This window comes from Limnohabitans sp., assembly GCF_044373035.1.
Lineage (GTDB): Bacteria > Pseudomonadota > Gammaproteobacteria > Burkholderiales > Burkholderiaceae_C > Limnohabitans_A.
Genome location: NZ_JBILQU010000058.1, coordinates 1 through 18,096, shown reverse-complemented (window position 1 = coordinate 18,096; position 18,096 = coordinate 1). Strand labels below are relative to the sequence as shown.

The 18,096-nt window shown below is 61.8% G+C and carries 18 protein-coding genes and 1 pseudogene; 9 read left to right on the top strand and 10 right to left on the bottom strand.

All coding sequences use genetic code 11. The annotated features are described in order from the left end of the window. Nucleotides 1-76: 76 nt before the first annotated feature. Nucleotides 77-1,081: a heat-inducible transcriptional repressor HrcA gene (gene hrcA / locus ACIQ47_RS09905; protein ID WP_396437970.1), complete on the bottom strand. Its 1,005-nt coding sequence runs from the start codon at nucleotides 1,079-1,081 to the stop codon at nucleotides 77-79. A 28-nt stretch (nucleotides 1,082-1,109) separates the two neighbouring features. Between hrcA and ACIQ47_RS09900 the strand changes: the two genes are divergently transcribed. Genes ACIQ47_RS09900 through rapZ form a run of 3 tightly spaced genes read left to right on the top strand, consistent with a single transcriptional unit; the run spans nucleotide 1,110 to nucleotide 4,561 of the window. Beyond that, on the top strand, nucleotides 1,110-2,003 hold the full coding sequence (locus ACIQ47_RS09900; protein ID WP_396437969.1) for an NAD kinase: 894 nt from the start codon (nucleotides 1,110-1,112) through the stop codon (nucleotides 2,001-2,003). Between the two features lie 3 nt (nucleotides 2,004-2,006). Continuing rightward, on the top strand, nucleotides 2,007-3,701 hold the full coding sequence (recN, locus tag ACIQ47_RS09895; RefSeq protein WP_396437968.1) for a DNA repair protein RecN: 1,695 nt from the start codon (nucleotides 2,007-2,009) through the stop codon (nucleotides 3,699-3,701). Further along, nucleotides 3,698-4,561: an RNase adapter RapZ gene (gene rapZ, locus ACIQ47_RS09890; protein ID WP_396437971.1), complete on the top strand. Its 864-nt coding sequence runs from the start codon at nucleotides 3,698-3,700 to the stop codon at nucleotides 4,559-4,561. Before recN ends, rapZ begins: the two co-directional genes overlap by 4 nt. Nucleotides 4,562-4,657: 96 nt before the next feature. On the opposite strand, the gene ACIQ47_RS09885 is transcribed toward rapZ, so the two are convergent. Both ACIQ47_RS09885 and ACIQ47_RS09880 read right to left on the bottom strand, forming a co-directional pair. Beyond that, nucleotides 4,658-5,287 (bottom strand): TetR/AcrR family transcriptional regulator, encoded by a 630-nt coding sequence (locus ACIQ47_RS09885; protein WP_396437967.1) that lies wholly within the window; start codon nucleotides 5,285-5,287, stop codon nucleotides 4,658-4,660. Between the two features lie 18 nt (nucleotides 5,288-5,305). Further along, nucleotides 5,306-5,890 carry a 5-formyltetrahydrofolate cyclo-ligase gene (locus ACIQ47_RS09880; RefSeq protein ID WP_396437966.1) on the bottom strand — a complete coding sequence of 195 codons (585 nt, stop codon included), beginning with the start codon at nucleotides 5,888-5,890 and terminating at the stop codon, nucleotides 5,306-5,308. Between the two features lie 9 nt (nucleotides 5,891-5,899). On the opposite strand from ACIQ47_RS09880, the gene ACIQ47_RS09875 reads away from it, so the two are divergent. Beyond that, nucleotides 5,900-7,876 carry a transglycosylase SLT domain-containing protein gene (locus ACIQ47_RS09875; RefSeq protein ID WP_396437965.1) on the top strand — a complete coding sequence of 659 codons (1,977 nt, stop codon included), beginning with the start codon at nucleotides 5,900-5,902 and terminating at the stop codon, nucleotides 7,874-7,876. 169 nt (nucleotides 7,877-8,045) lie between these two features. On the opposite strand, the gene ACIQ47_RS09870 is transcribed toward ACIQ47_RS09875, so the two are convergent. Beyond that, on the bottom strand, nucleotides 8,046-8,342 hold the full coding sequence (locus tag ACIQ47_RS09870) for a polyhydroxyalkanoic acid system family protein (RefSeq protein WP_396437964.1): 297 nt from the start codon (nucleotides 8,340-8,342) through the stop codon (nucleotides 8,046-8,048). A gap of 26 nt (nucleotides 8,343-8,368) precedes the next feature. Then, nucleotides 8,369-10,462 carry a molybdopterin-dependent oxidoreductase gene (locus ACIQ47_RS09865; RefSeq protein WP_396437963.1) on the bottom strand — a complete coding sequence of 698 codons (2,094 nt, stop codon included), beginning with the start codon at nucleotides 10,460-10,462 and terminating at the stop codon, nucleotides 8,369-8,371. 144 nt (nucleotides 10,463-10,606) lie between these two features. On the opposite strand from ACIQ47_RS09865, the gene ACIQ47_RS09860 reads away from it, so the two are divergent. The 5 genes from ACIQ47_RS09860 (at nucleotide 10,607) to ACIQ47_RS09840 (ending at nucleotide 16,127) form a co-directional block, all read left to right on the top strand. Then, nucleotides 10,607-11,818, top strand: coding sequence for a M20 aminoacylase family protein (locus ACIQ47_RS09860; protein WP_396437962.1), 1,212 nt, complete (start codon nucleotides 10,607-10,609; stop codon nucleotides 11,816-11,818). Nucleotides 11,819-11,831: 13 nt separating this feature from the next. Beyond that, entirely contained in the window at nucleotides 11,832-12,920 is a 1,089-nt protein-coding gene (locus tag ACIQ47_RS09855; RefSeq protein ID WP_396437961.1) for a M14 family metallopeptidase, read from the top strand. Next, entirely contained in the window at nucleotides 12,917-13,876 is a 960-nt protein-coding gene (locus tag ACIQ47_RS09850) for a complex I NDUFA9 subunit family protein (protein ID WP_396437960.1), read from the top strand. Before ACIQ47_RS09855 ends, ACIQ47_RS09850 begins: the two co-directional genes overlap by 4 nt. Before the next feature lie 302 nt (nucleotides 13,877-14,178). Further along, a complete protein-coding gene (locus ACIQ47_RS09845; protein WP_396437959.1) occupies nucleotides 14,179-14,862 on the top strand; it encodes a glutathione S-transferase family protein in 684 nt (227 codons plus the stop codon). Nucleotides 14,863-14,876: 14 nt separating this feature from the next. Next, nucleotides 14,877-16,127 (top strand): multifunctional CCA addition/repair protein, encoded by a 1,251-nt coding sequence (locus tag ACIQ47_RS09840; RefSeq protein ID WP_396437958.1) that lies wholly within the window; start codon nucleotides 14,877-14,879, stop codon nucleotides 16,125-16,127. 73 nt (nucleotides 16,128-16,200) lie between these two features. On the opposite strand, the gene trxC is transcribed toward ACIQ47_RS09840, so the two are convergent. The 5 genes and pseudogenes from trxC to ACIQ47_RS09815 form a co-directional block, all read right to left on the bottom strand. Then, nucleotides 16,201-16,647: a thioredoxin TrxC gene (gene trxC / locus ACIQ47_RS09835; RefSeq protein ID WP_296291148.1), complete on the bottom strand. Its 447-nt coding sequence runs from the start codon at nucleotides 16,645-16,647 to the stop codon at nucleotides 16,201-16,203. 95 nt (nucleotides 16,648-16,742) lie between these two features. After that, nucleotides 16,743-17,003: a translation initiation factor IF-1 gene (gene infA, locus ACIQ47_RS09830; protein WP_019426546.1), complete on the bottom strand. Its 261-nt coding sequence runs from the start codon at nucleotides 17,001-17,003 to the stop codon at nucleotides 16,743-16,745. Nucleotides 17,004-17,017: 14 nt separating this feature from the next. Then, nucleotides 17,018-17,233: a hypothetical protein gene (locus ACIQ47_RS09825; RefSeq protein WP_233204898.1), complete on the bottom strand. Its 216-nt coding sequence runs from the start codon at nucleotides 17,231-17,233 to the stop codon at nucleotides 17,018-17,020. A 385-nt stretch (nucleotides 17,234-17,618) separates the two neighbouring features. After that, entirely contained in the window at nucleotides 17,619-17,813 is a 195-nt protein-coding gene (locus ACIQ47_RS09820) for a DUF2905 domain-containing protein (protein ID WP_396437957.1), read from the bottom strand. A 19-nt stretch (nucleotides 17,814-17,832) separates the two neighbouring features. Beyond that, nucleotides 17,833-18,096: pseudogene (locus tag ACIQ47_RS09815) on the bottom strand (class I SAM-dependent methyltransferase); the annotation flags it as partial.

The following is an 18,096-nucleotide window of genomic DNA, read 5'->3' as shown; positions in this document are numbered from 1 at the left end:
GGATTATGAGTCCTCTGCTCTAACCAACTGAGCTAACGCCCCCACCGAAGCTGTGATTGTAGTGGGCGGCAGCGGCCTATTTGGACTGGCTCAGCGCGTTGCTGACCAAGCGCGAGGTGATGTTGACGATCTGGATCATGCGGTCATAGGGCATGCGGGTCGGGCCGATCACGCCCAAGGTGCCCACAATCTGGCCGTCGACCTCGTAGGGCGAGCTGACCACCGACAGTTCCTGCATGGGCACGATCTGGCTTTCGCCGCCAATGTAAATGCGCACGCCTTCGGCCTGGCTGGACACGTCCAGCAAACGCATGAGCTGGGTTTTTTGCTCAAAAAGATCAAACGCCCGGCGCAAATGGCCCATGTCGCTGGAAAAATCGCTGACCGACAACAAATTGCGCTCGCCCGCGATCACCACCTCGTTTTGGTCATCGGCCAGTGCTTCGGTACTGACCTGAACGGCCGCTTGCATGAGCGTGGCAATTTCGCTTTGCAGGCTGACCAGCTCTTGCTGGACCCGGCTGCGCACCTGCTCGATGGCCATGCCTGCGTAATGGGTGTTCAAAAAATTCGAAGTTTCGATCAGCTGGCTTTGCGAGTAATCGGTCTCGGTGAACAAAATACGGTTTTGTACATCACCTTCGGGCGAGACGATGATGACCAACAAACGCCGCTCGGACAATCGCAAAAACTCGATGTGCCGGAACACCGACGGCTTGCGCGGCGTCATGACCACACCCACAAAATGCGACAGGCTGGACAGCAAGTGGGCCGCACTGGCAATCACTTTTTGCGGCTGGTCAGGCGTGAGCGCCGGGGTGTCCAGGCCATCGCGCTGCACCGTGAGCATGGTGTCCACAAACAGACGGTAGCCCCGGCTGGTGGGGATGCGTCCGGCCGAGGTGTGGGGGCTGGCGATCAGGCCCAACTCTTCCAGGTCGGACATCACGTTGCGGATGGTGGCGGGTGACAAATCCAGGCCCGAGGCTTTGGAGAGCGTGCGCGAGCCCACAGGCTGGCCGTCCGCAATGTAGCGTTCCACCAGGGCTTTGAGCAATAACTTGGCACGATCATCTAGCATGTGGTCATTTTAATGATGTAATTTGCGAATGAGCTCCAAGTTCCGTCACGTTGCACTCTTTGGTAAATACCACACCACCGCGCATGGCGGGGCGCTGGAGAGTTCACGCCGCGCTCTGGACGACGTGGCCCAGTTCTTGACGCGACAAGGCTGCGACGTGGTGCTGGACCGGGAAACCGCTTCACACACGGGTTTGAACCAATACCCTGTGCTGGAGATGGCCGAGATCGGCGCGCAGTGCGATCTGGGCCTGGTGATTGGCGGCGATGGCACCATGCTCGGCATAGGCCGCCAAATGGCCCGCCATGGCCTGCCGCTGATGGGCATCAACCAAGGGCGGCTGGGCTTCATTACTGACATTCCCCTGCAAAGCTACCAGACTGTGTTGCTGCCCATGCTGCAGGGCCATTACCAAACCGAAGACCGCAGCTTGCTGCAAGCCCACGTCATGCGCGACCAGCGCAGCGTGTTCAGCGCGCTGGCCATGAACGATGTGGTGGTCAACCGGGGCGGTACCTCGGGCATGGTCGAGTTGCGGATCGAGGTTGACGGGCGGTTTGTGTCCAACCAACGGGCCGACGGCCTGATCATCGCCACGCCCACGGGCTCCACTGCTTATTCACTCTCGGTCGGTGGTCCCTTGATGCACCCGGCCATGGGCGGCTGGGTCATGGCCCCCATTGCACCGCACACCTTGTCGAACCGCCCCATCGTGCTGCCCGAGTCCTGCGAAATCAGCATCGAGATCGTGGCGGGGCGTTATGTCAGCGCCAACTTTGACATGCAATCGCTGGCAGATTTGATTTTGGGTGATCGGATCGTGGTCAATCGTTCAGAGCACAAAGTGCGCTTTTTACACCCGGCAGGCTGGAATTATTTCGACACCTTGCGCAAAAAAATGCACTGGAACGGGGGCGATTGAACCATGGCATTGACGCACATCACCCTGCGCGACTTTGTGATCGTGCACGAACTGGCGCTGGACCTGAGCTCAGGCTTTAGCGTATTGACCGGCGAGACCGGTGCGGGCAAATCCATCCTGATCGACGCCCTGCAACTGGCCTTGGGTGCCCGCGCCGAAGCCAGCGTGGTGCGTGAAGGTGCCAGCCGCTGCGAGGTGTGTGCCGAGTTTGAGCCCACAAGCCGCATTCAGGCATGGCTCGAAGAAGCCGGGTTTGAGGCCAGCGCCAATTTACTGCTGCGCCGCACGGTGGACAGCAGCGGCAAAAGCCGCGCCTGGGTCAACGGCAGCCCCGCCACCGCCACGCAACTGCGCGAGCTGGGTGAGCAGTTGCTGGACATCCATGGCCAGCATGCTTGGCAAAGCCTGACACGACCTGACGCGGTGCGAGGCTTGCTCGATGCCTATGCGGGCACCGACACGCGCCCGCTCAAAGCCGCTTGGCAGGCCTGGCGCCAGGCTCAGCAAACGCTGGCCGATGCCCTGCAAGCACAAAGCACTTTGGCCAACGAACGCGAACGCCTCGCCTGGCAAATCGGCGAACTGGAAAAACTGAACCCGCAAGTGGACGAATGGCAAGAGCTGAGCTCCCAGCACAGCCGTTTGGCGAACGCGCAAGCCTTGATCGATGGGGCCAACCAGAGCACGGACTTGCTCGAAGGCGGTGAGAGCGACAGCGAAAGCGGCGCGTTGCGCCAGCTGTCCCGCACCATCCAAACCCTTCAATCTTTGGGACAGTATGAGGCCGAATTCAACGCCTTGGCCGAGGTGCTGGCGTCTGCGCAGGCCCAAGCCGAAGACGTGGCCCATAGCCTGCACAGCTATTTGCGGAAAACCGACCTGGACCCACAGCACTTGGCCCAACTGGACGAGCGCATGGGTCTGTGGCTGTCGCTGGCCCGGCGCTACAAAAAAATACCGGACGAGCTGCCCTTGAGCTTGCAAACCTGGCGCCAAGAGCTGGCCCAGCTCGATGCCGCCGCCGACCTGGACAGCCTGCAAAAAGCCGAACAAGCTGCCCACAAAGCTTGCCTGCAAGCAGCCAAAGCCGTATCAAATCAACGCCAAAAAGCCGCTAAACCATTGGCCCAAGCCGTCAGCAGCGCGATGCAGCAACTGGGCATGCAAGGCGGCCGCTTTGAGGTGCAGTTGCAAACCCTGGATGCGCCCGCGCAACATGGCCTGGAAGAAGTCAGCTTTTTGGTCGCCGGACACGAAGGCAGTACGCCCCGGCCCGTGGGCAAAGTGGCCTCGGGAGGCGAGCTCTCGCGCATCGCACTGGCCATTGCGGTGACCACCAGCGAGCTGGGCGAAGCCGGGACCTTGATCTTTGACGAGGTGGACTCCGGGGTGGGCGGTGCTGTGGCCGAAACCGTGGGCCGATTGATGAAACAACTCGGCCAACACCGGCAAGTGCTGGCCGTGACCCACCTGCCCCAGGTGGCCGCCTGCGCAGACCACCACCTGCTGGTGATCAAGGCCGCAGCCAAGGGCCAGGTCAGCAGCCAGGTGCGCGGCGTCAAGGGCGAAGAGCGCGTGGACGAAATCGCCCGCATGTTGGGCGGCGAAAAGCTGTCCGCCACCACCCTGGCCCACGCCCGCGAAATGCTGGGCGATACCCCGCTGAAACCCCAAGGCCGCAAAGCCGCACAAAGCTGAGCATGGACATCATCCTCATCACCGGCATGTCCGGCTCTGGCAAATCGGTGGCGCTGCACGCCCTGGAAGACGCGGGTTATTACTGCGTGGACAACCTGCCGCCTGAGTTGCTGATTCCATTCGTCAAGCTCGAAGAGCAACACCAAGAGCGGCGTCTGGCGATTGCCATCGATGTGCGCAGCGCCAATTCGTTGCACCTGTTGCCTGAGCAAATGGGTTTGCTGAGCAACATGGGCATGACGGTGAAGTCGGTTTTTCTGGACGCAAACTCCGACACGCTGCAGCGCCGATATTCTGAATCGCGGCGCAAACACCCTTTGTCGGGCGGCGACAAACCCCAAAGCGACAAAGCCTTGATTGAAACCATTGGTCTCGAGCGTGAATTGCTGGCCGACTTGCGCGATCGTGCACACATCATTGACACCAGCTTGCTGCGATCGGCACAGCTTCAAACCTACATCAAGACCTTGGTCAGCGCCCCTTCAGCCCAGCTGACCTTGGTGTTTGAATCGTTTGGCTTCAAACGCGGCATTCCCACAGATGCCGACTATGTGTTTGACGTGCGCATGTTGCCCAACCCCCATTACGAGAGCGCGCTACGCCCTTTGACGGGACGGGACGAGCCGGTGCAGGCCTATTTGCGCCAGTCCGAAGCTTTCTTGCAGATGCAAATGCAGATCGAGGGGTTCCTCATGCACTGGATTCCAGCCATCGAACGCGACCACCGCAGCTACGTGACGGTAGCCATCGGCTGCACTGGGGGGCAGCACCGCTCGGTGTTCATGGTCGAGCAGTTGGCACAAAGCTTTGGCGCACGCTGGCTCACCCTGAAACGGCACAGGGAGTTGGACGCGATTTGAGCGCCCGTGCGAGACGCAAGTGTGCCGATTTGCCACCCGTTTCCAAGCCAATTCCAGTCACCTGATGATGAGCAGGGCTGAAGACGTCAAACGGCCTCAACCCAGCCCCTTTTCCAGCATGCCAATCACTTCATCGGCAAAGGCCGCGTAGCTGATGGGTCCACCCGGACGCAGCCAGGTGAAGGTCCAGTTGATCATGCCCAGCAGCATCATGGTCAAGGCCGTTTGGTTGGTGGGGGTCAGGCGCTCGGGGTAAGCACGCTTCATGAAGCGGGTCATGGCAGCCACGATGTCGCGCTGGCGGTTCAGGATCAGCTCACGCGGGGATACTGGCGCAGAGCCCAAGGCCGAGTCGGGCACTTCGCTCAAAAACTGGGTGTCATTGAGCAAAGCAGCATGGCGGGTGGCAGAGGTTTCATATTCCTGCAAAAACGCCCGAACCAACTCGTGCAGCGTGGCGCGGTCGTTCAAGTCCTTGCGTTGGGCGGCGGCCTCGGTTTGCGCGATCACAGCCAACAGGCGCTGGGTGTGGCGGTCCAGCAAGTCAAACAAAATGGCTTCTTTGCTGTCGTAATAGTGGTACAGCCGCGCCTTGGAGGTGCCACAAGCGGTGGCGATCTCGTTCATGCTGGCGGCAGGGTAGCTGCGCTGGGCAAAGCATTGCGCGGCGATGTCCAGGATCGCGTCGCGCTTGATGTCGTGGGTCGCTGATTTGGGTCGGGCCATGGTTCTTTTGCATCTGGCTCAAACAGGCCAGACCACCCCGTTGTCGTTCAGGATGGCATTCAGCGGCTCGTCGTGGTCTTCGGGCTCCAAATCTTCTAAAAAACCATGGGTGTAACCCAAGCCCACGGTGAAGGGTTTGGGCTGCAAGGTGGCCAGGGTGCGGTCGTAAAACCCTCCGCCGTAACCCAGGCGGTAGCCGCCGATGCCATAGCCCACGCAGGGCACAAACAACAAAGTGGGCACGATGACTTCGGTGTCCTTGGGCTTGGGAATGCCGTAGGCGTCCTCTTCCATGGGGCAGCCGGGGTACCAGGTGTGGAAAGTCAGGGTTTTGTGCTGCTTGTTGACCACGGGCAGCCCAATTTGGCGGCGCTGCGGCTCGCCGTTCAACTCGCCGTCTTCTTTCCAGCGGTGCAGCACCGGCAGTGGATCGAACTCGCCCTTGATGGGCCAGTAAGCACCGATCACGGTTTCGGGGCGGTCAAACAGCCAGATGCGCATGACGCGTTGCAAGGCTTCGGCCCGCGCCAGCCGGTCGGGCAGGTTCAACCTTTCTTCAATCAAGGCTTTTCTCAAGGCGCGTTTTGCTTCGGCTTTGTCCATAATCGACCCATGAAATTAAGATGCATTTTGACACTGCTGAGCGCCATGACCATGACAGGCCTGTGGGCCTGGCCCGCCCAAGCAAAAAACCGGGCAGACGAAGTGCTGCTGGAGATGCATCAAGCCTTTCGCAAAAATGATGCCAAACGGCTCTCAGCCCTGCTGCCCCAAGCCCGCGGCCATGTGTTGGAGCCCCTGGCCGCTTATTGGGAAATGCGCACCCGCCTTGACACCGCGCCCACCTCAGAAATCCGCAGTTTCTTGAACATCTACGCAGGCAGCTACTACGAAGACCGCCTGCGCAACGACTGGCTGCAGCAGCTGGGCAAACGCCGCGATTGGGCCACCTTCACCGCCGAATACCCCCGCTTTCGCATGCGAGACGACCGCGAGGTGCGCTGCTACGCCCTGGCCACCGAGGCCATGAACAGCAAGGCCGATGTGGCCGAAGAAGCCCTGCATGTTTGGTATTCATTGCGTGAGGCCGACGACGGCTGCACTTATGTGGCCGAACACCTGCACTCGGGCCGCCAGATTCAGGCGCTGGACCTGTGGCGCAAAGCCCGCATCGCCATGGACGCCAACCGCCCCCGCGCAGCACAAGCAGCGGTGGACATCGAAGCGCCGCGCCTGTCCGAACAAGTGGCCCTGATCCACGCCGACCCGGCCAAGTATCTGAACAAGCGCATCATGGCGATTACCCGCAGCCGCAAAGAACTTGCGGTGCTGGCCCTCATCCGTCTGGCCGCCAAAGACCCGGACGAGGCCGCCGATTTGCTGAGCCGTCGCTGGGCGATCCAGCTGAGCGCTGAAGAACGCAACTGGACGTGGGCCGTCATTGGCAAGCAAGCCGCGCAAAAGCTGCAGGACAACGCCACCAGCCACTTTGCCAAGGTACAAAAAGACAGCGACCTGAACGATGACCTGCTGGGCTGGAAAGTGCGCGCCGCTTTGCGCCAAGGCCAATGGCCGCAGGTACTGAGCGCCACACAGGCCATGAGCGCGGACCACCGCAAAGACCCGACCTGGGTCTATTGGCGAGCCCGCGCCCTGACCGCCACGGCCCAGGACAACGCCCACACAGCGGAAGCCCAAGGTCTGCTGCGCAGCATCGCCAGCGTGCGGGGCTTTTATGAGCAACTGGCCCTTGAAGAACTGGGCCAACCGATCACGGCACCTGAGCGCCCCATGGCGCTGACCCCGCAAGAAAAAGCTGCGGCCCTCATCAACCCCGGACTGCAGCGCGCCTTGTACGCCATCCATTTGGGCCTGCGGCCTGAAGGCAACCGCGAGTGGAACTACAGCACCAACCTGCACACGCCCGGCGGCATGAACGACCGCGAGCTGCTGGCCGCGGCCGATTTGGCTTGCCAACGGCAGGTGTGGGACCGCTGCATCAACACCAGCGAGCGCACCAAGGAGGTGATTGACTTTGATCAACGCTTCCCCATGCCGCTGCGCGAGATCGTGGTGCGCCGCTCTGGCGAGATCCGGCTCGACCCGGCTTATGTTTACGGTTTGATCCGGCAAGAAAGCCGCTTCGTCATGGACGCCCGCTCGCATGTGGGGGCCTCTGGCCTGATGCAGGTGATGCCTGCCACTGCCAAATGGACTGCCAAAAAAATCGGCCTGAGCGGCTTCACCCCCGATCAGATCAACGACCGTGAAGTCAACGTGGCCATTGGCACGGGTTACCTGAAGTTGGTGCTGGACGACTTTGAAGGCTCCATGCCTTTGGCGACCGCCGCTTACAACGCCGGGCCGGGCCGCTCGCGCAACTGGCGCAACGGCCCCGTGCTCGAAGCGGCCATCTGGGCCGAAAACATCCCTTTCTTGGAAACCCGTGATTACGTGAAAAAAGTGCTGTCCAACACCACCAACTACGCCGCCATACTGACGCGCCAGCCGCAGTCACTGAAAGCCCGATTGGGCTCGGTTGGGCCGCGCACCTCACCCATTGCCGAGGCCAACAAAGATTTGCCTTGAACAGGCGCGCCACAAGCACCCTCATGCGCATGATCCCTGGCACTCTTTTTTTCGTCACCCCCGACACAGACGCTTTGTCACCCCCGACTCGATCGGGGGTCCATGACTTCGATTGCCATCGATACCCGGTCAAGCCGGGTATGACAACAACGGGGCCAAACGCAAGACTTCAGGCCACGGGCCCTAGCAACTCGTCCAGATTGGCCTGAATTTTTTCTTCGATCTTGCCGCTGTAAGCGCCCAGCAAAAAACCCAGTTTCAGCTGCAGGTCAAAGCGCGTATCGGTCACCACCAATTCACCGCTCACACCACTGCGCGCAAAGCGCATGCGGTCTTCGGATTCGCCGGGTGCTGACTCGCAAACCATGCCCCACTCCTGCTGGGCCTGTACGCGCCAGCGCTCGGCCACGGTGCGTGCCCCGGCCAGTCCCAGGGTGTGTGTGCGTTCGATGTTCAGTTCGGGCATGGTGTTTGAAAGGTTTTCTTGAAGCGTCAGGCCTTGGCTGTGGCCGCAGAATGGACAGTCGGTTTGAAAGCGGGATCGGAAGCCACCTCCACCAGGCAGTCGTAAAACACGGGCGCACGGCCCAAGTCGGTCAGGTGCTGGCTGGTCAACTCGTTCACGTTGGTGCCGTTCAGGCCCAGCTTGCGCCACCAAATGCCCATGCCGTTGACCACGCCGGGTCGCGCACGCTGGTTCAAGCGCGCCTTGCAGTGGTAAGTACCCCGGTCGTTGAACACTTTGACGACCATGCCATCAGCAACGCCACGCGCAGCAGCGTCTTGCGGGTGCATCTCCAGCACCGGCTCGGCTTCGATGTCGCGCAGGCTTTGCACGTTCACAAAGGTGGAATTCAAAAAGTTGCGCGCAGGCGGCGAGATCATGGCCAGCGGGTAGCGGGCATCGCTGCCAGCCGCTTCGTAATTGGGCAGATGGTCGGGCAGGCCATCCAGGCCCTGGTCGGCCAGGCGCTGGCTAAAAAACTCGCACTTTCCCGATGGCGATGGAAAGCCACCTTGGGCAAACGGCGCATCGGGCACGGGCAGCGAAGCAAAGCCATGCTCAAGCAACTGCTCAAAGTCTTTCTCGTCGCCAATGGCGCTGCGGCACAGGCTTTCATCGCTCTGGGCAAAACAGGGGTCATCAAACCCCATGCGTGCTGCCAGCGCCCTGAAGATGTCGGTGTTGGTGCGTGCACCGCCCACGGGCGCAATGGCGGGGCGGTTCAGCAGCACATCGGTGTGGCCGTAACTGGTGTGGATGTCCCAGTGCTCCAGCTGCGTGGTGGCGGGCAAGATGAAGTCGGCGTAGTCGGCCGTGTCGGTCTGGAAATGCTCCAGCACCACGGTGAACAAGTCTTCACGGGCAAAGCCCTGCACCACCTTGCCCGACTCGGGGGCCACGGCCACCGGGTTGCTGTTGTAAACCACCAAGGCCTCGATCTTCGGGCCAAACGAGGGCGATGCCGAGCGCAACAAGTCGTCTCCAATCGTGCTCATGTTGATCGTGCGCGGACGCCGCTCGCCCAACAAATCGGGCCGCTGCAAGGCCGCCCGCTTCACCGGAAAATGCCCCGAGCTGCTGAGCAAGACCCCGCCCGCTCGGTGCCGCCAAGCGCCGGTGAGCGCGGGCAAGCAGGCGATGGCCCGCACCGCGTTGCCGCCCCCGCGCACGCGCTGCATGCCGTAGTTCAGGCGGATGGCGGCGGGCTGGGTCGTGCCCCAGTCGCGGGCCAGCTGGCGGATTTGTTCAACCGGCACACCACAGACTTCGGCTGCGCGCTCGGGCGTCCACTGCAAGGCGCGGGCCTTCAAGGCGTCCCAGCCCAGGGTGTAGCGGTCAATATAGTCTTGGTCGAGCCAGCCATTCATGATCAGCTCGTGCATGAGGGCCAGCGCCAGCGCGGCGTCGGTGCCGGGGCGCAGGGCGATGTGTTCGTGGCATTTTTCGGCCGTCTCGCTGCGCCGGGGGTCAATGCAGACCAGCTTCGCGCCGTTGCGCTTGGCCTCTTGCGCGTTGCGCCAAAAGTGCAGGTTGCTGCCAATCGAGTTGCTGCCCCAAATGACGATGAGCTTGGATTCGGCATAAAACTCGACCTTCATGCCCACCTTGTTGCCCAGGGTCTGCGTCAAGGCTTCGGCCCCGGCCGAGGCGCAAATCGTGCGGTCCAAGAGTGATGCACCCAGTTGGTGGAAAAAGCGCGCCGCAATCGATTCGCTTTGCACCAAGCCCATGGTGCCCGCGTAGCTGTACGGCAGCACCGCCTGCGGGTCGCGTGCGGCGATGGTTTTCAGGCGCGCGGCGATGGCGTCCAAAGCCTCGTCCCAGCCCACAGCTTTAAATTGGCCCGAGCCCTTGGGTCCGATGCGTTTCATGGGCTGCAACAGGCGCTCGGGGTGGTAGGTGCGCTCGGTGTAGCGCGAGACCTTGGTGCACAACACGCCATCGGTCTGCGCATGCGCCGGGTTGCCCTGCACTTTGGTGGCCCGGCCGTTTTCCACCGTGGTCAGCAGTGCGCAGGTGTCGGGGCAGTCGTGCGGGCAGGCACCGCGCACGGTTTGGGAGGGCAAAAGGGCGTCAATCATGGGGCTCTGTGAAAAGTTAAGACTGGCGTAGGGCAATCGTTCAGTCTGATTGTGGCCCAACCCGACCCCTGGCAGGCGGCCTGTTTGTCCCCCATGTGCGCGGGGGTGTTGGCAATCCCACCCAACTGTGGCTAGACTGTACCCATGAAAATCATCGACTCCATCCTCACCGACGCGGCCAGCATCGCGGCCATTCGCAAAGACATCCACGCCCATCCCGAGCTGTGCTTCCAAGAAGTACGCACGGCCGATGTGGTGGCGCAGCAACTGACGGACTGGAGCATCCCCATCCACCGCGGCATGGGCACCACCGGTGTGGTCGGCATCGTGCACGGGCGCGACGGCGGCGCTTGCGGGCGTGGCATCGGCCTGCGCGCCGACATCGACGCGTTGCCCATGCAGGAGTTCAACACCTTCGCCCACGCCAGCAGCTACCCTGGCAAGATGCACGCCTGCGGCCACGACGGCCACACCGCCATGCTGCTGGCTGCAGCCAAACATTTCTCCAAGCACCGCGACTTTGACGGCACGGTGTATCTGATCTTCCAACCCGCCGAAGAAGGCGGCGGCGGTGCCCGCGAGATGATCAAGGACGGTTTGTTTGACAAGTTCCCCATGCAGGCCGTTTTTGGCATGCACAACTGGCCCGGCGCCCCGGTGGGCACTTTTGCCGTCAGCGCCGGCCCGGTCATGGCCTCGAGCAACGAGTTCAAGATCACCATCCGTGGCAAAGGCAGCCACGCTGCGCTGCCGCACAACGGCATCGACCCGGTGCCAATCGCTTGCCAGATGGTGCAAGGCTTTCAGACCATCATCACCCGCAACAAAAAGCCGGTGGACGCAGGCGTGATCTCGGTCACCATGATCCACGCGGGCGAAGCCACCAACGTGGTGCCCGACTCATGCGAGTTGCAAGGCACGGTGCGCACCTTCAGCATCGAAGTGCTCGATCTGATCGAAAAGCGCATGAAGCAAGTGGCCGAATCGATCTGCACCGCCTTTGACGCGCAGTGCGAATTTGAGTTCCATCGCAACTACCCACCCACGATCAACAGCGCCACTGAAGCCGACTTTGCCCGCCAAGTCATGGGCGGCATTGTGGGAGCCGACCATGTGATGCACCAAGAGCCCACCATGGGTGCAGAAGATTTCTCGTACATGCTGCAGGCCAAGCCCGGCGCCTACGTGTTCATCAGCAACGGCGACGGCGCGCACCGCGAGATGGGCCACGGCGGTGGCCCCTGCACGCTACACAACCCGAGCTATGACTTCAACGACGACCTGATCCCATTGGGCGGTACCTACTGGGTCGAACTGGCCACGCAATGGCTGGCCAATCCGACACAAACCGCTTGAAAAGATAACCTGCATGACCGATATCCAAACCGGCTTTTCCAAAAGCTATGCCGAAGCCCGTCAGAAGTTCCTGAACGCCGCCCATGCAGCGGGCCTCACGGTGGACGCCAACATCCACCCCTTGAAGGGCCGGGACGGCGAGGCGCTGGCCATGGACGTGGTGCTCGATGGTTCGCCCGATGCGAAGCAGCTGCTGGTCATCAGCAGCGCCTGCCACGGGGTGGAGGGCTACTGCGGCTCGGGTGTGCAAATCCACGCCCTGCAAAACACCGCTTGGCGCGCCGCGTGCAAGGCCAGCGGCGTGGCCGTGCTTTATATCCACGCGCTCAACCCGCACGGCTTCTCGCATGTGCGGCGAGTGACCCACGAGAACGTGGACATCAACCGCAATTTCCAGGACTTTTCCAAGTCCCTCACCCGCAACGAGGCCTACAAGGAAATCCACCCCTTGCTGCTGCCCGAGGTCTGGCCACCCGATGCCGCCAATGCAGCGGCCACCGCCCAGTACATCGCCCAGCGCGGCATGAAAGCCTTCCAGGCCGCCGTCACCCAAGGCCAGCACGAGTTTCCGGACGGTCTGTTCTTTGGTGGTCAGGCCCCCACCTGGAGCAACCTGACGCTGCGCCGGGTGCTGCAAAAGTACGGTCAGCGGTGCCAAAAATTGGCCTGGATCGACCTGCACACGGGCCTGGGGCCCAGCGGTGTGGGCGAGCGCATTTTTGCCTGCGCCGACGACGCAGCGGCCTACACCCGCGCCAAAGCCTGGTGGGGCCAGGGCATCACCTCCATCTACGACGGTTCGTCCAGCTCAGCCTTCCTCACCGGCCTGATGTGGATGTCGGCCTACCAGGAATGCCCGCAAGCCGAGTACACCGGCATTGCCATGGAATACGGCACCCAACCGACCGACAAGGTCATCGGTGCCTTGCGTGGCGACCATTGGCTGCACCTGCACCCCGAAGCGCCTGAAACCCTGAAAAAACAGATCAAACAAGACCTGATGGACGCGTTTTACGTCGACACCGACGCATGGCGCACCCAAATCGTCGATCAAGCCATGGACGCCATGCACCAGGCCGTCGGCGGTTTGAGCGCGGCATGAGCACCCAGCGCGTTCTGGTCTTGGGCGGCAGCGGCTTTGTTGGCCGCCACGTTTGCGAGCAACTCGCCCGCCTGGGCTGGCACATCACCGTGCCCACCCGGCGCGCTGTGAATGCTGCCAGCGTGCAAAGCCTGCCGGGCCTCACGGTCATTGAAGCCTCGGTGCACAACGAAGCCGATCTGGCCCGGCTGATGCCCGGCCACGACGCGGTGGTGAACCTGGTGGCCGTGCTGCACGGCAACGAAGACCGCTTTGAAAGCGTGCATGTGGATTTGCCCGGCAAGATCGCCAGCGCCATGAAAAAAGCGGGCGTGCAACGCCTGGTGCACGTCAGCGCCTTGGGCGCCAACCCGCAAGGCCCTTCGATGTACCAGCGCAGCAAGGCGCGGGGCGAGACGGTCTTGCACAATGCCGGGCTGGACCTCACCGTTTTGCGGCCCAGCGTGATTTTTGGGGCTGAAGACAAATTCCTCAACCTGTTTGCCGATCTGCAAAGCGTGGTCCCCTTCATGCCCCTGGCAGGCAGTGGCACACGCTTTCAGCCCGTGTGGGTGGCCGATGTGGCGCGTGCTGTGGCGGTCTGCCTGCAAAAGCCGGACACCATTGGCCAGACTTACGAGTTGTGCGGCCCGGATGTGTTGACGCTGGGCGAGTTGGTCAAGCGGGCAGGACAGTGGGCCGGTGTGAACCAGGGCCGGGGCCGTCCGGTCATGGGTTTGCCGATGTGGGTGGGCTGGCTGCAGGCGGCGGCCATGGAGTTGGCCCCGGGCGAGCCGCTCATGAGCCGGGACAACCTGGCGTCGATGAAGGTGGACAACGTGGCCACGGGCCAGTTGCCAGGCTTGCAGGCCTTGGGCATCGCTGCAGCCTCTGCCGCAGGCGTGGCGCCGACCTATTTGGGGCATCGCGGCCCGCGCAGCAAGTTGAACCGCTGGCGTGCGGGGGCGGGGCGCTGAATTCTGGCCTTGTATGGGCTGTGATTTCTTGAGTGGTCTTTGCCATGGCTTGTGTGTTGGTGGTTTCAGCGTTGGGGGTCTCAGTTGAGGGTGTGTGAGGGGCTGCGGCGGGTTCCTCATGACGGGGTACCGTGAATCGTCACCCGCCGCAGCCCCTCACACACCTTGAGGTGATCGGTCCTTTCTGCCCTGCACCCCTTTTGACACTTGGCTCTTCGCTCTTCGCAACACTTGGACGCACATTGGGGCTCTTGTCTTGCCTGTGGCCGTTAACATGCAGGGTCTGATTTTCGGGAAAAACCATGATCCAGCTTTACATCGCCAACAAAAACTATTCGTCTTGGTCCATGCGCCCTTGGGTGCTGCTGCGCCAGGCAGGCATTGACTTTCAAGAGTTCTTTGTGCGCTTTGACAGCTTTGCGCCCGACTCGCATTTCAAGGCTGCGCTGAAAGACGTGAACCCGGTGGGCAAGGTGCCTGTGCTGGTGCACGACGGACTGGCCATTTGGGACACGCTGGCGATTGCCGAATATGTGGCCGAACAATTCCCGGATAAAAAATTATGGCCGCAAGACCGCGCCGCCCGTGCCCGTGCGCGCAGTGTCTGCGCCGAGATGCACAGCGGCTTTGTGGGCTTGCGCAGCGCTTGCCCGATGAACATCGAAGCGCACCTGCCCGAGATCGGCGCTTTGGCCCTGCGCGATAAAGCGGCCGTTCGTGGCGACCTGGACCGCATTTGCAGCTTGTGGAGCGGCCTGCTGGCAGCGCACGGTGGCCCCATGCTGTTTGGCCCATTCACCATCGCCGACGCTTACTTTGCGCCCGTGGTCATGCGCATCAAAACTTACGCCCTGCCCGTGCCGGCCGATGTGGCCGCCTACATGGACCGCGTGTGCGCCCTGCCCGGCGTGAAAGCCTGGATCGACGACGCGCTGGCCGAGCAGGACTTCATCGACTTTGAAGAGCCCTTCCGGGTGGCTCGCTGAGCCCAGCGATGGCCATGCAAGTGTTTGTCGTCGGCGGTGCGGTGCGCGATGCCCTGATGGGCTTGCCTGTCAACGACCGCGACTGGGTGGTGGTGGGCAGCACGCCCGAAGCCATGAGCGCACAGGGCTTTTTGCCCGTGGGCAAAGACTTTCCGGTGTTTTTGCACCCCAAAAGCCGCGAGGAATACGCCCTGGCCCGCACCGAGCGCAAAACGGCCCGGGGCTACAAAGGATTTGCGGTCCAGGCCGACCCTGATGTCACGCTTGAAGAAGACCTGGCCCGGCGCGACCTCACCGTCAACGCCATGGCCGTGCCCGAGGCAATGGCGCACGCGCTGCCCAGCGAATGGGCTGATCAGATCGTCGACCCCTACGGCGGCGAGCGTGATCTGGAAACCAAGGTGCTGCGCCATGTGACCGAGGCCTTTGCCGAAGACCCGGTGCGCATCTTGCGCGTGGCGCGCTTTGCAGCGCGCTTTGCTGACTTTTCAGTAGCCGATGAAACCATGGCGTTGATGCACCAGATGGTCGAGGAAGGCGAAGTGGACCACCTGGTGCCCGAGCGCGTCTGGCAGGAGCTGGCCAAAGGCTTGATGAGCGAACGGCCCTCACGGATGTTCGAGGTGCTGCGCGCATGTGGTGCCCTGCGCGTGTTGCTGCCTGAGTTGGACCGCCTTTGGGGTGTGCCGCAACGGGCCGAATACCACCCCGAGGTGGACACGGGCGTGCACATGATGCTGGTGATGGACATGGCCGCACGCCTGAACACGCCGGTGGCTGTGCGCGTGGCCTGCCTGATGCACGACCTGGGCAAGGGCACCACACCCGCCGACGTATTGCCCCGCCACATTGGCCACGAAGGCCGCAGCGTGAAGTTTTTGCAAAAGCTGTGCGAGCGCCTGCGCGTGCCGACCGCGGGCAAAGAACTGGCTGAAGTGGTGGCGCGTGAACATGGCAACATCCACCGCAGCGCTGAGCTTGGGCCTGAAGCCTTGATGCGCCTGTTGGAACGCTGCGACGCCATCCGCCAGCCCGAACGCTTTGCACGGGTGTTGCAAGCGTGTGAGTGTGATGCGCGAGGGCGACTGGGCTTTGAAAATGCGGCTTACCCGCAGGCCGCGCGGCTGCTGCAGGCGCAACAAGCGGCTTTGTCGGTCGAGACCGCGCCCATCGCGCAAGCAGCGGCGGCCCAGGGCCTCCAGGGTCCACAAATCGGTGCACAAATCACCCAAGCCCGCGTCAAAGCGGTCGATGCTTCTTTGTAGCAGCGGTCTCTGACCGCGATCCGCCCACCCCAGATGCTTCGCGATCGGAAACCGGTCCCACCACAAGCCAACTTCACAAATGCGAACGCGTCCAGTCGGCGATGTCTTGCGCGGTGCGAAAAGCACCCGCTTGCCGAGCCACTTCCTTGCCGCCAACAAACAGCGCCAAAGTGGGGATGCTGCGGATATTGAAAAGGGCTGAGATGGCCTGTGCGTCTTCGGTGTTGAGCTTGGCCACCCGCACTTGGGGCTCCAAAAGGCCAGCAGCCTGTTCATAAGCCGGGGCCATCATGCGGCAAGGGCCGCACCAGGGGGCCCAAAAGTCGACCAGCACCGGCACATGGCTGCGGTGGATGTGCTTGTCAAAGCTGGTCGCGTCCAGCGCCAGCGGGTGTCCGTCAAACAAAGCTTGGTGGCATTGTCCGCAATCGGGTGCGTTGTGCACATCGGCCACACGCACCCGGTTGGTGGTGTGGCAGTGCGGACAAACAATGTGCAAGGCGTCGGCTGAAACGGTCATGGATTCCCTTGTGTTCGAAAATCACTTGAGGGCCATGCTGCGCGATTCAAGGGCCTGGTGCGTTGACTCAGGTCAACGAAATCAAACGGACAGGATCAACGAGCCGGTGGGCGGCGCGGCGCCATCGGTGCGCGGCCAGCCAGGTGACGGAAGCTGATGCGGCCTTTGCTCAGGTCATAAGGCGAGAGTTCGAGCGTCACGCGGTCACCCGCCAAAATGCGGATGTGGTTTTTGCGCATCTTGCCCGCAGAATAAGCAATCAATTGGTGACCGTTGTCCAGCGTCACGCGAAAACGGGTGTCGGGCAACACCTCGTTGACCACGCCCATCAGTTCAATCAGTTCTTCTTTAGCCATTTAAAACGTCTTTCTCAAAGCAAAATCGGTTTGGAAGTCTGGCGCTCGACCCACAACATGCCTTCATCGAGGGCGTATTGGCTGGCGGCGTCAGGCGTTGCAAATTCGGGCACAAACCGCATCACGCGGTCGGTGCTGGCGCTGCCACGGCCACTGGCCACGGACACTTGCGCGCCAAATGCGCCATTGGGCAAAGCCCTGGAACACGGTTGAATTCGGAATTTTCCCATGGAGATGGGTTGGTGTGAACAATAGTGAATAGTCATGTATTTTAACGAAGGGAGGTCGCACCGCTGGACTGGTCCTGTTGAGGGCTGCGCGGCGGCACGGGTCTTGGCATGTCCTGCTGCCAAAAAAGCGCCCCCATGAGCAAGCCACAAGGCCTGCCAAACCACAGCACCGTGCAGAGGTGCATGAAAAAGGAAGCAAAAAATCGTCTGGGCCCAGCTTAGGTAAGCATGGCGGGCGATGTGCACAGTGGAGGACAAGACTGGCATCCCTCTGCCGGGATGCGCTATCGGCTCGCTGGGAGCTAGATGGGCATAAGTCGCCAATGGCGTGTCGCACTGTAACACGTTCGTGTGGAAGGCCTTCAAGCTCTGCGTCTCCCGGACCTCATACCCACCGTGCTATCGCTGCAGCCAACAAGCTCAGCAGCAAGGTGCTGGTGACCGGAAGGAAGAACTCACGCCCGAACAAGCGAAAGCGGAAGTCCCCGGGCAGGCGGCCAAAGCCGAGTTTTTGCAGCCATTTCTGCAGGCCGCTGAAAATGATCAGGGCCAGAAACACCACGATGAGCCAACGCAACATCAGCTTGCCTTGATGCCGTTTACAGGCGGTGCGACCGGTCGCCCCGGGCAAAGCCCTGGGCAGCCCAATCAGACGATGTGGCGAACCCGACCACCTTGAACAGCTCACCCATTTCGTGCTCGTTGACCAGGCGCTGCGCCTGGCTGCGCTCGGCCAAACTGGAAGCCGCCATGCGATCTGCCAGACCCAGATTCAGCAAAAACCAGGCTTGGCTGGCATAACCCAGCACATTCAGTCCGGCGTTTTGCGCCGCCAAGGCAACCCCAGTGAAGTTCACATGGGC

Excerpts from the sequence above, each read along its gene's own strand:
- ACIQ47_RS09860 (WP_396437962.1), top strand. The coding sequence starts at position 10,607 with ATGAAAATCATCGACTCCATCCTCACCGACGCGGCCAGCATCGCGGCC.
- ACIQ47_RS09850 (WP_396437960.1), top strand. The coding sequence starts at position 12,917 with ATGAGCACCCAGCGCGTTCTGGTCTTGGGCGGCAGCGGCTTTGTTGGC.
- trxC (WP_296291148.1), bottom strand. The coding sequence starts at position 16,647 with ATGACCGTTTCAGCCGACGCCTTGCACATTGTTTGTCCGCACTGCCAC.
- ACIQ47_RS09900 (WP_396437969.1), top strand. The coding sequence starts at position 1,110 with ATGAGCTCCAAGTTCCGTCACGTTGCACTCTTTGGTAAATACCACACC.
- ACIQ47_RS09845 (WP_396437959.1), top strand. The coding sequence starts at position 14,179 with ATGATCCAGCTTTACATCGCCAACAAAAACTATTCGTCTTGGTCCATG.
- hrcA (WP_396437970.1), bottom strand. The coding sequence starts at position 1,081 with ATGCTAGATGATCGTGCCAAGTTATTGCTCAAAGCCCTGGTGGAACGC.
- ACIQ47_RS09855 (WP_396437961.1), top strand. The coding sequence starts at position 11,832 with ATGACCGATATCCAAACCGGCTTTTCCAAAAGCTATGCCGAAGCCCGT.
- ACIQ47_RS09865 (WP_396437963.1), bottom strand. The coding sequence starts at position 10,462 with ATGATTGACGCCCTTTTGCCCTCCCAAACCGTGCGCGGTGCCTGCCCG.
- ACIQ47_RS09840 (WP_396437958.1), top strand. The coding sequence starts at position 14,877 with ATGCAAGTGTTTGTCGTCGGCGGTGCGGTGCGCGATGCCCTGATGGGC.
- ACIQ47_RS09820 (WP_396437957.1), bottom strand. The coding sequence starts at position 17,813 with ATGTTGCGTTGGCTCATCGTGGTGTTTCTGGCCCTGATCATTTTCAGC.
- ACIQ47_RS09825 (WP_233204898.1), bottom strand. The coding sequence starts at position 17,233 with ATGGGAAAATTCCGAATTCAACCGTGTTCCAGGGCTTTGCCCAATGGC.
- recN (WP_396437968.1), top strand. The coding sequence starts at position 2,007 with ATGGCATTGACGCACATCACCCTGCGCGACTTTGTGATCGTGCACGAA.
- ACIQ47_RS09875 (WP_396437965.1), top strand. The coding sequence starts at position 5,900 with ATGAAATTAAGATGCATTTTGACACTGCTGAGCGCCATGACCATGACA.
- ACIQ47_RS09885 (WP_396437967.1), bottom strand. The coding sequence starts at position 5,287 with ATGGCCCGACCCAAATCAGCGACCCACGACATCAAGCGCGACGCGATC.
- infA (WP_019426546.1), bottom strand. The coding sequence starts at position 17,003 with ATGGCTAAAGAAGAACTGATTGAACTGATGGGCGTGGTCAACGAGGTG.
- ACIQ47_RS09880 (WP_396437966.1), bottom strand. The coding sequence starts at position 5,890 with ATGGACAAAGCCGAAGCAAAACGCGCCTTGAGAAAAGCCTTGATTGAA.
- ACIQ47_RS09870 (WP_396437964.1), bottom strand. The coding sequence starts at position 8,342 with ATGCCCGAACTGAACATCGAACGCACACACACCCTGGGACTGGCCGGG.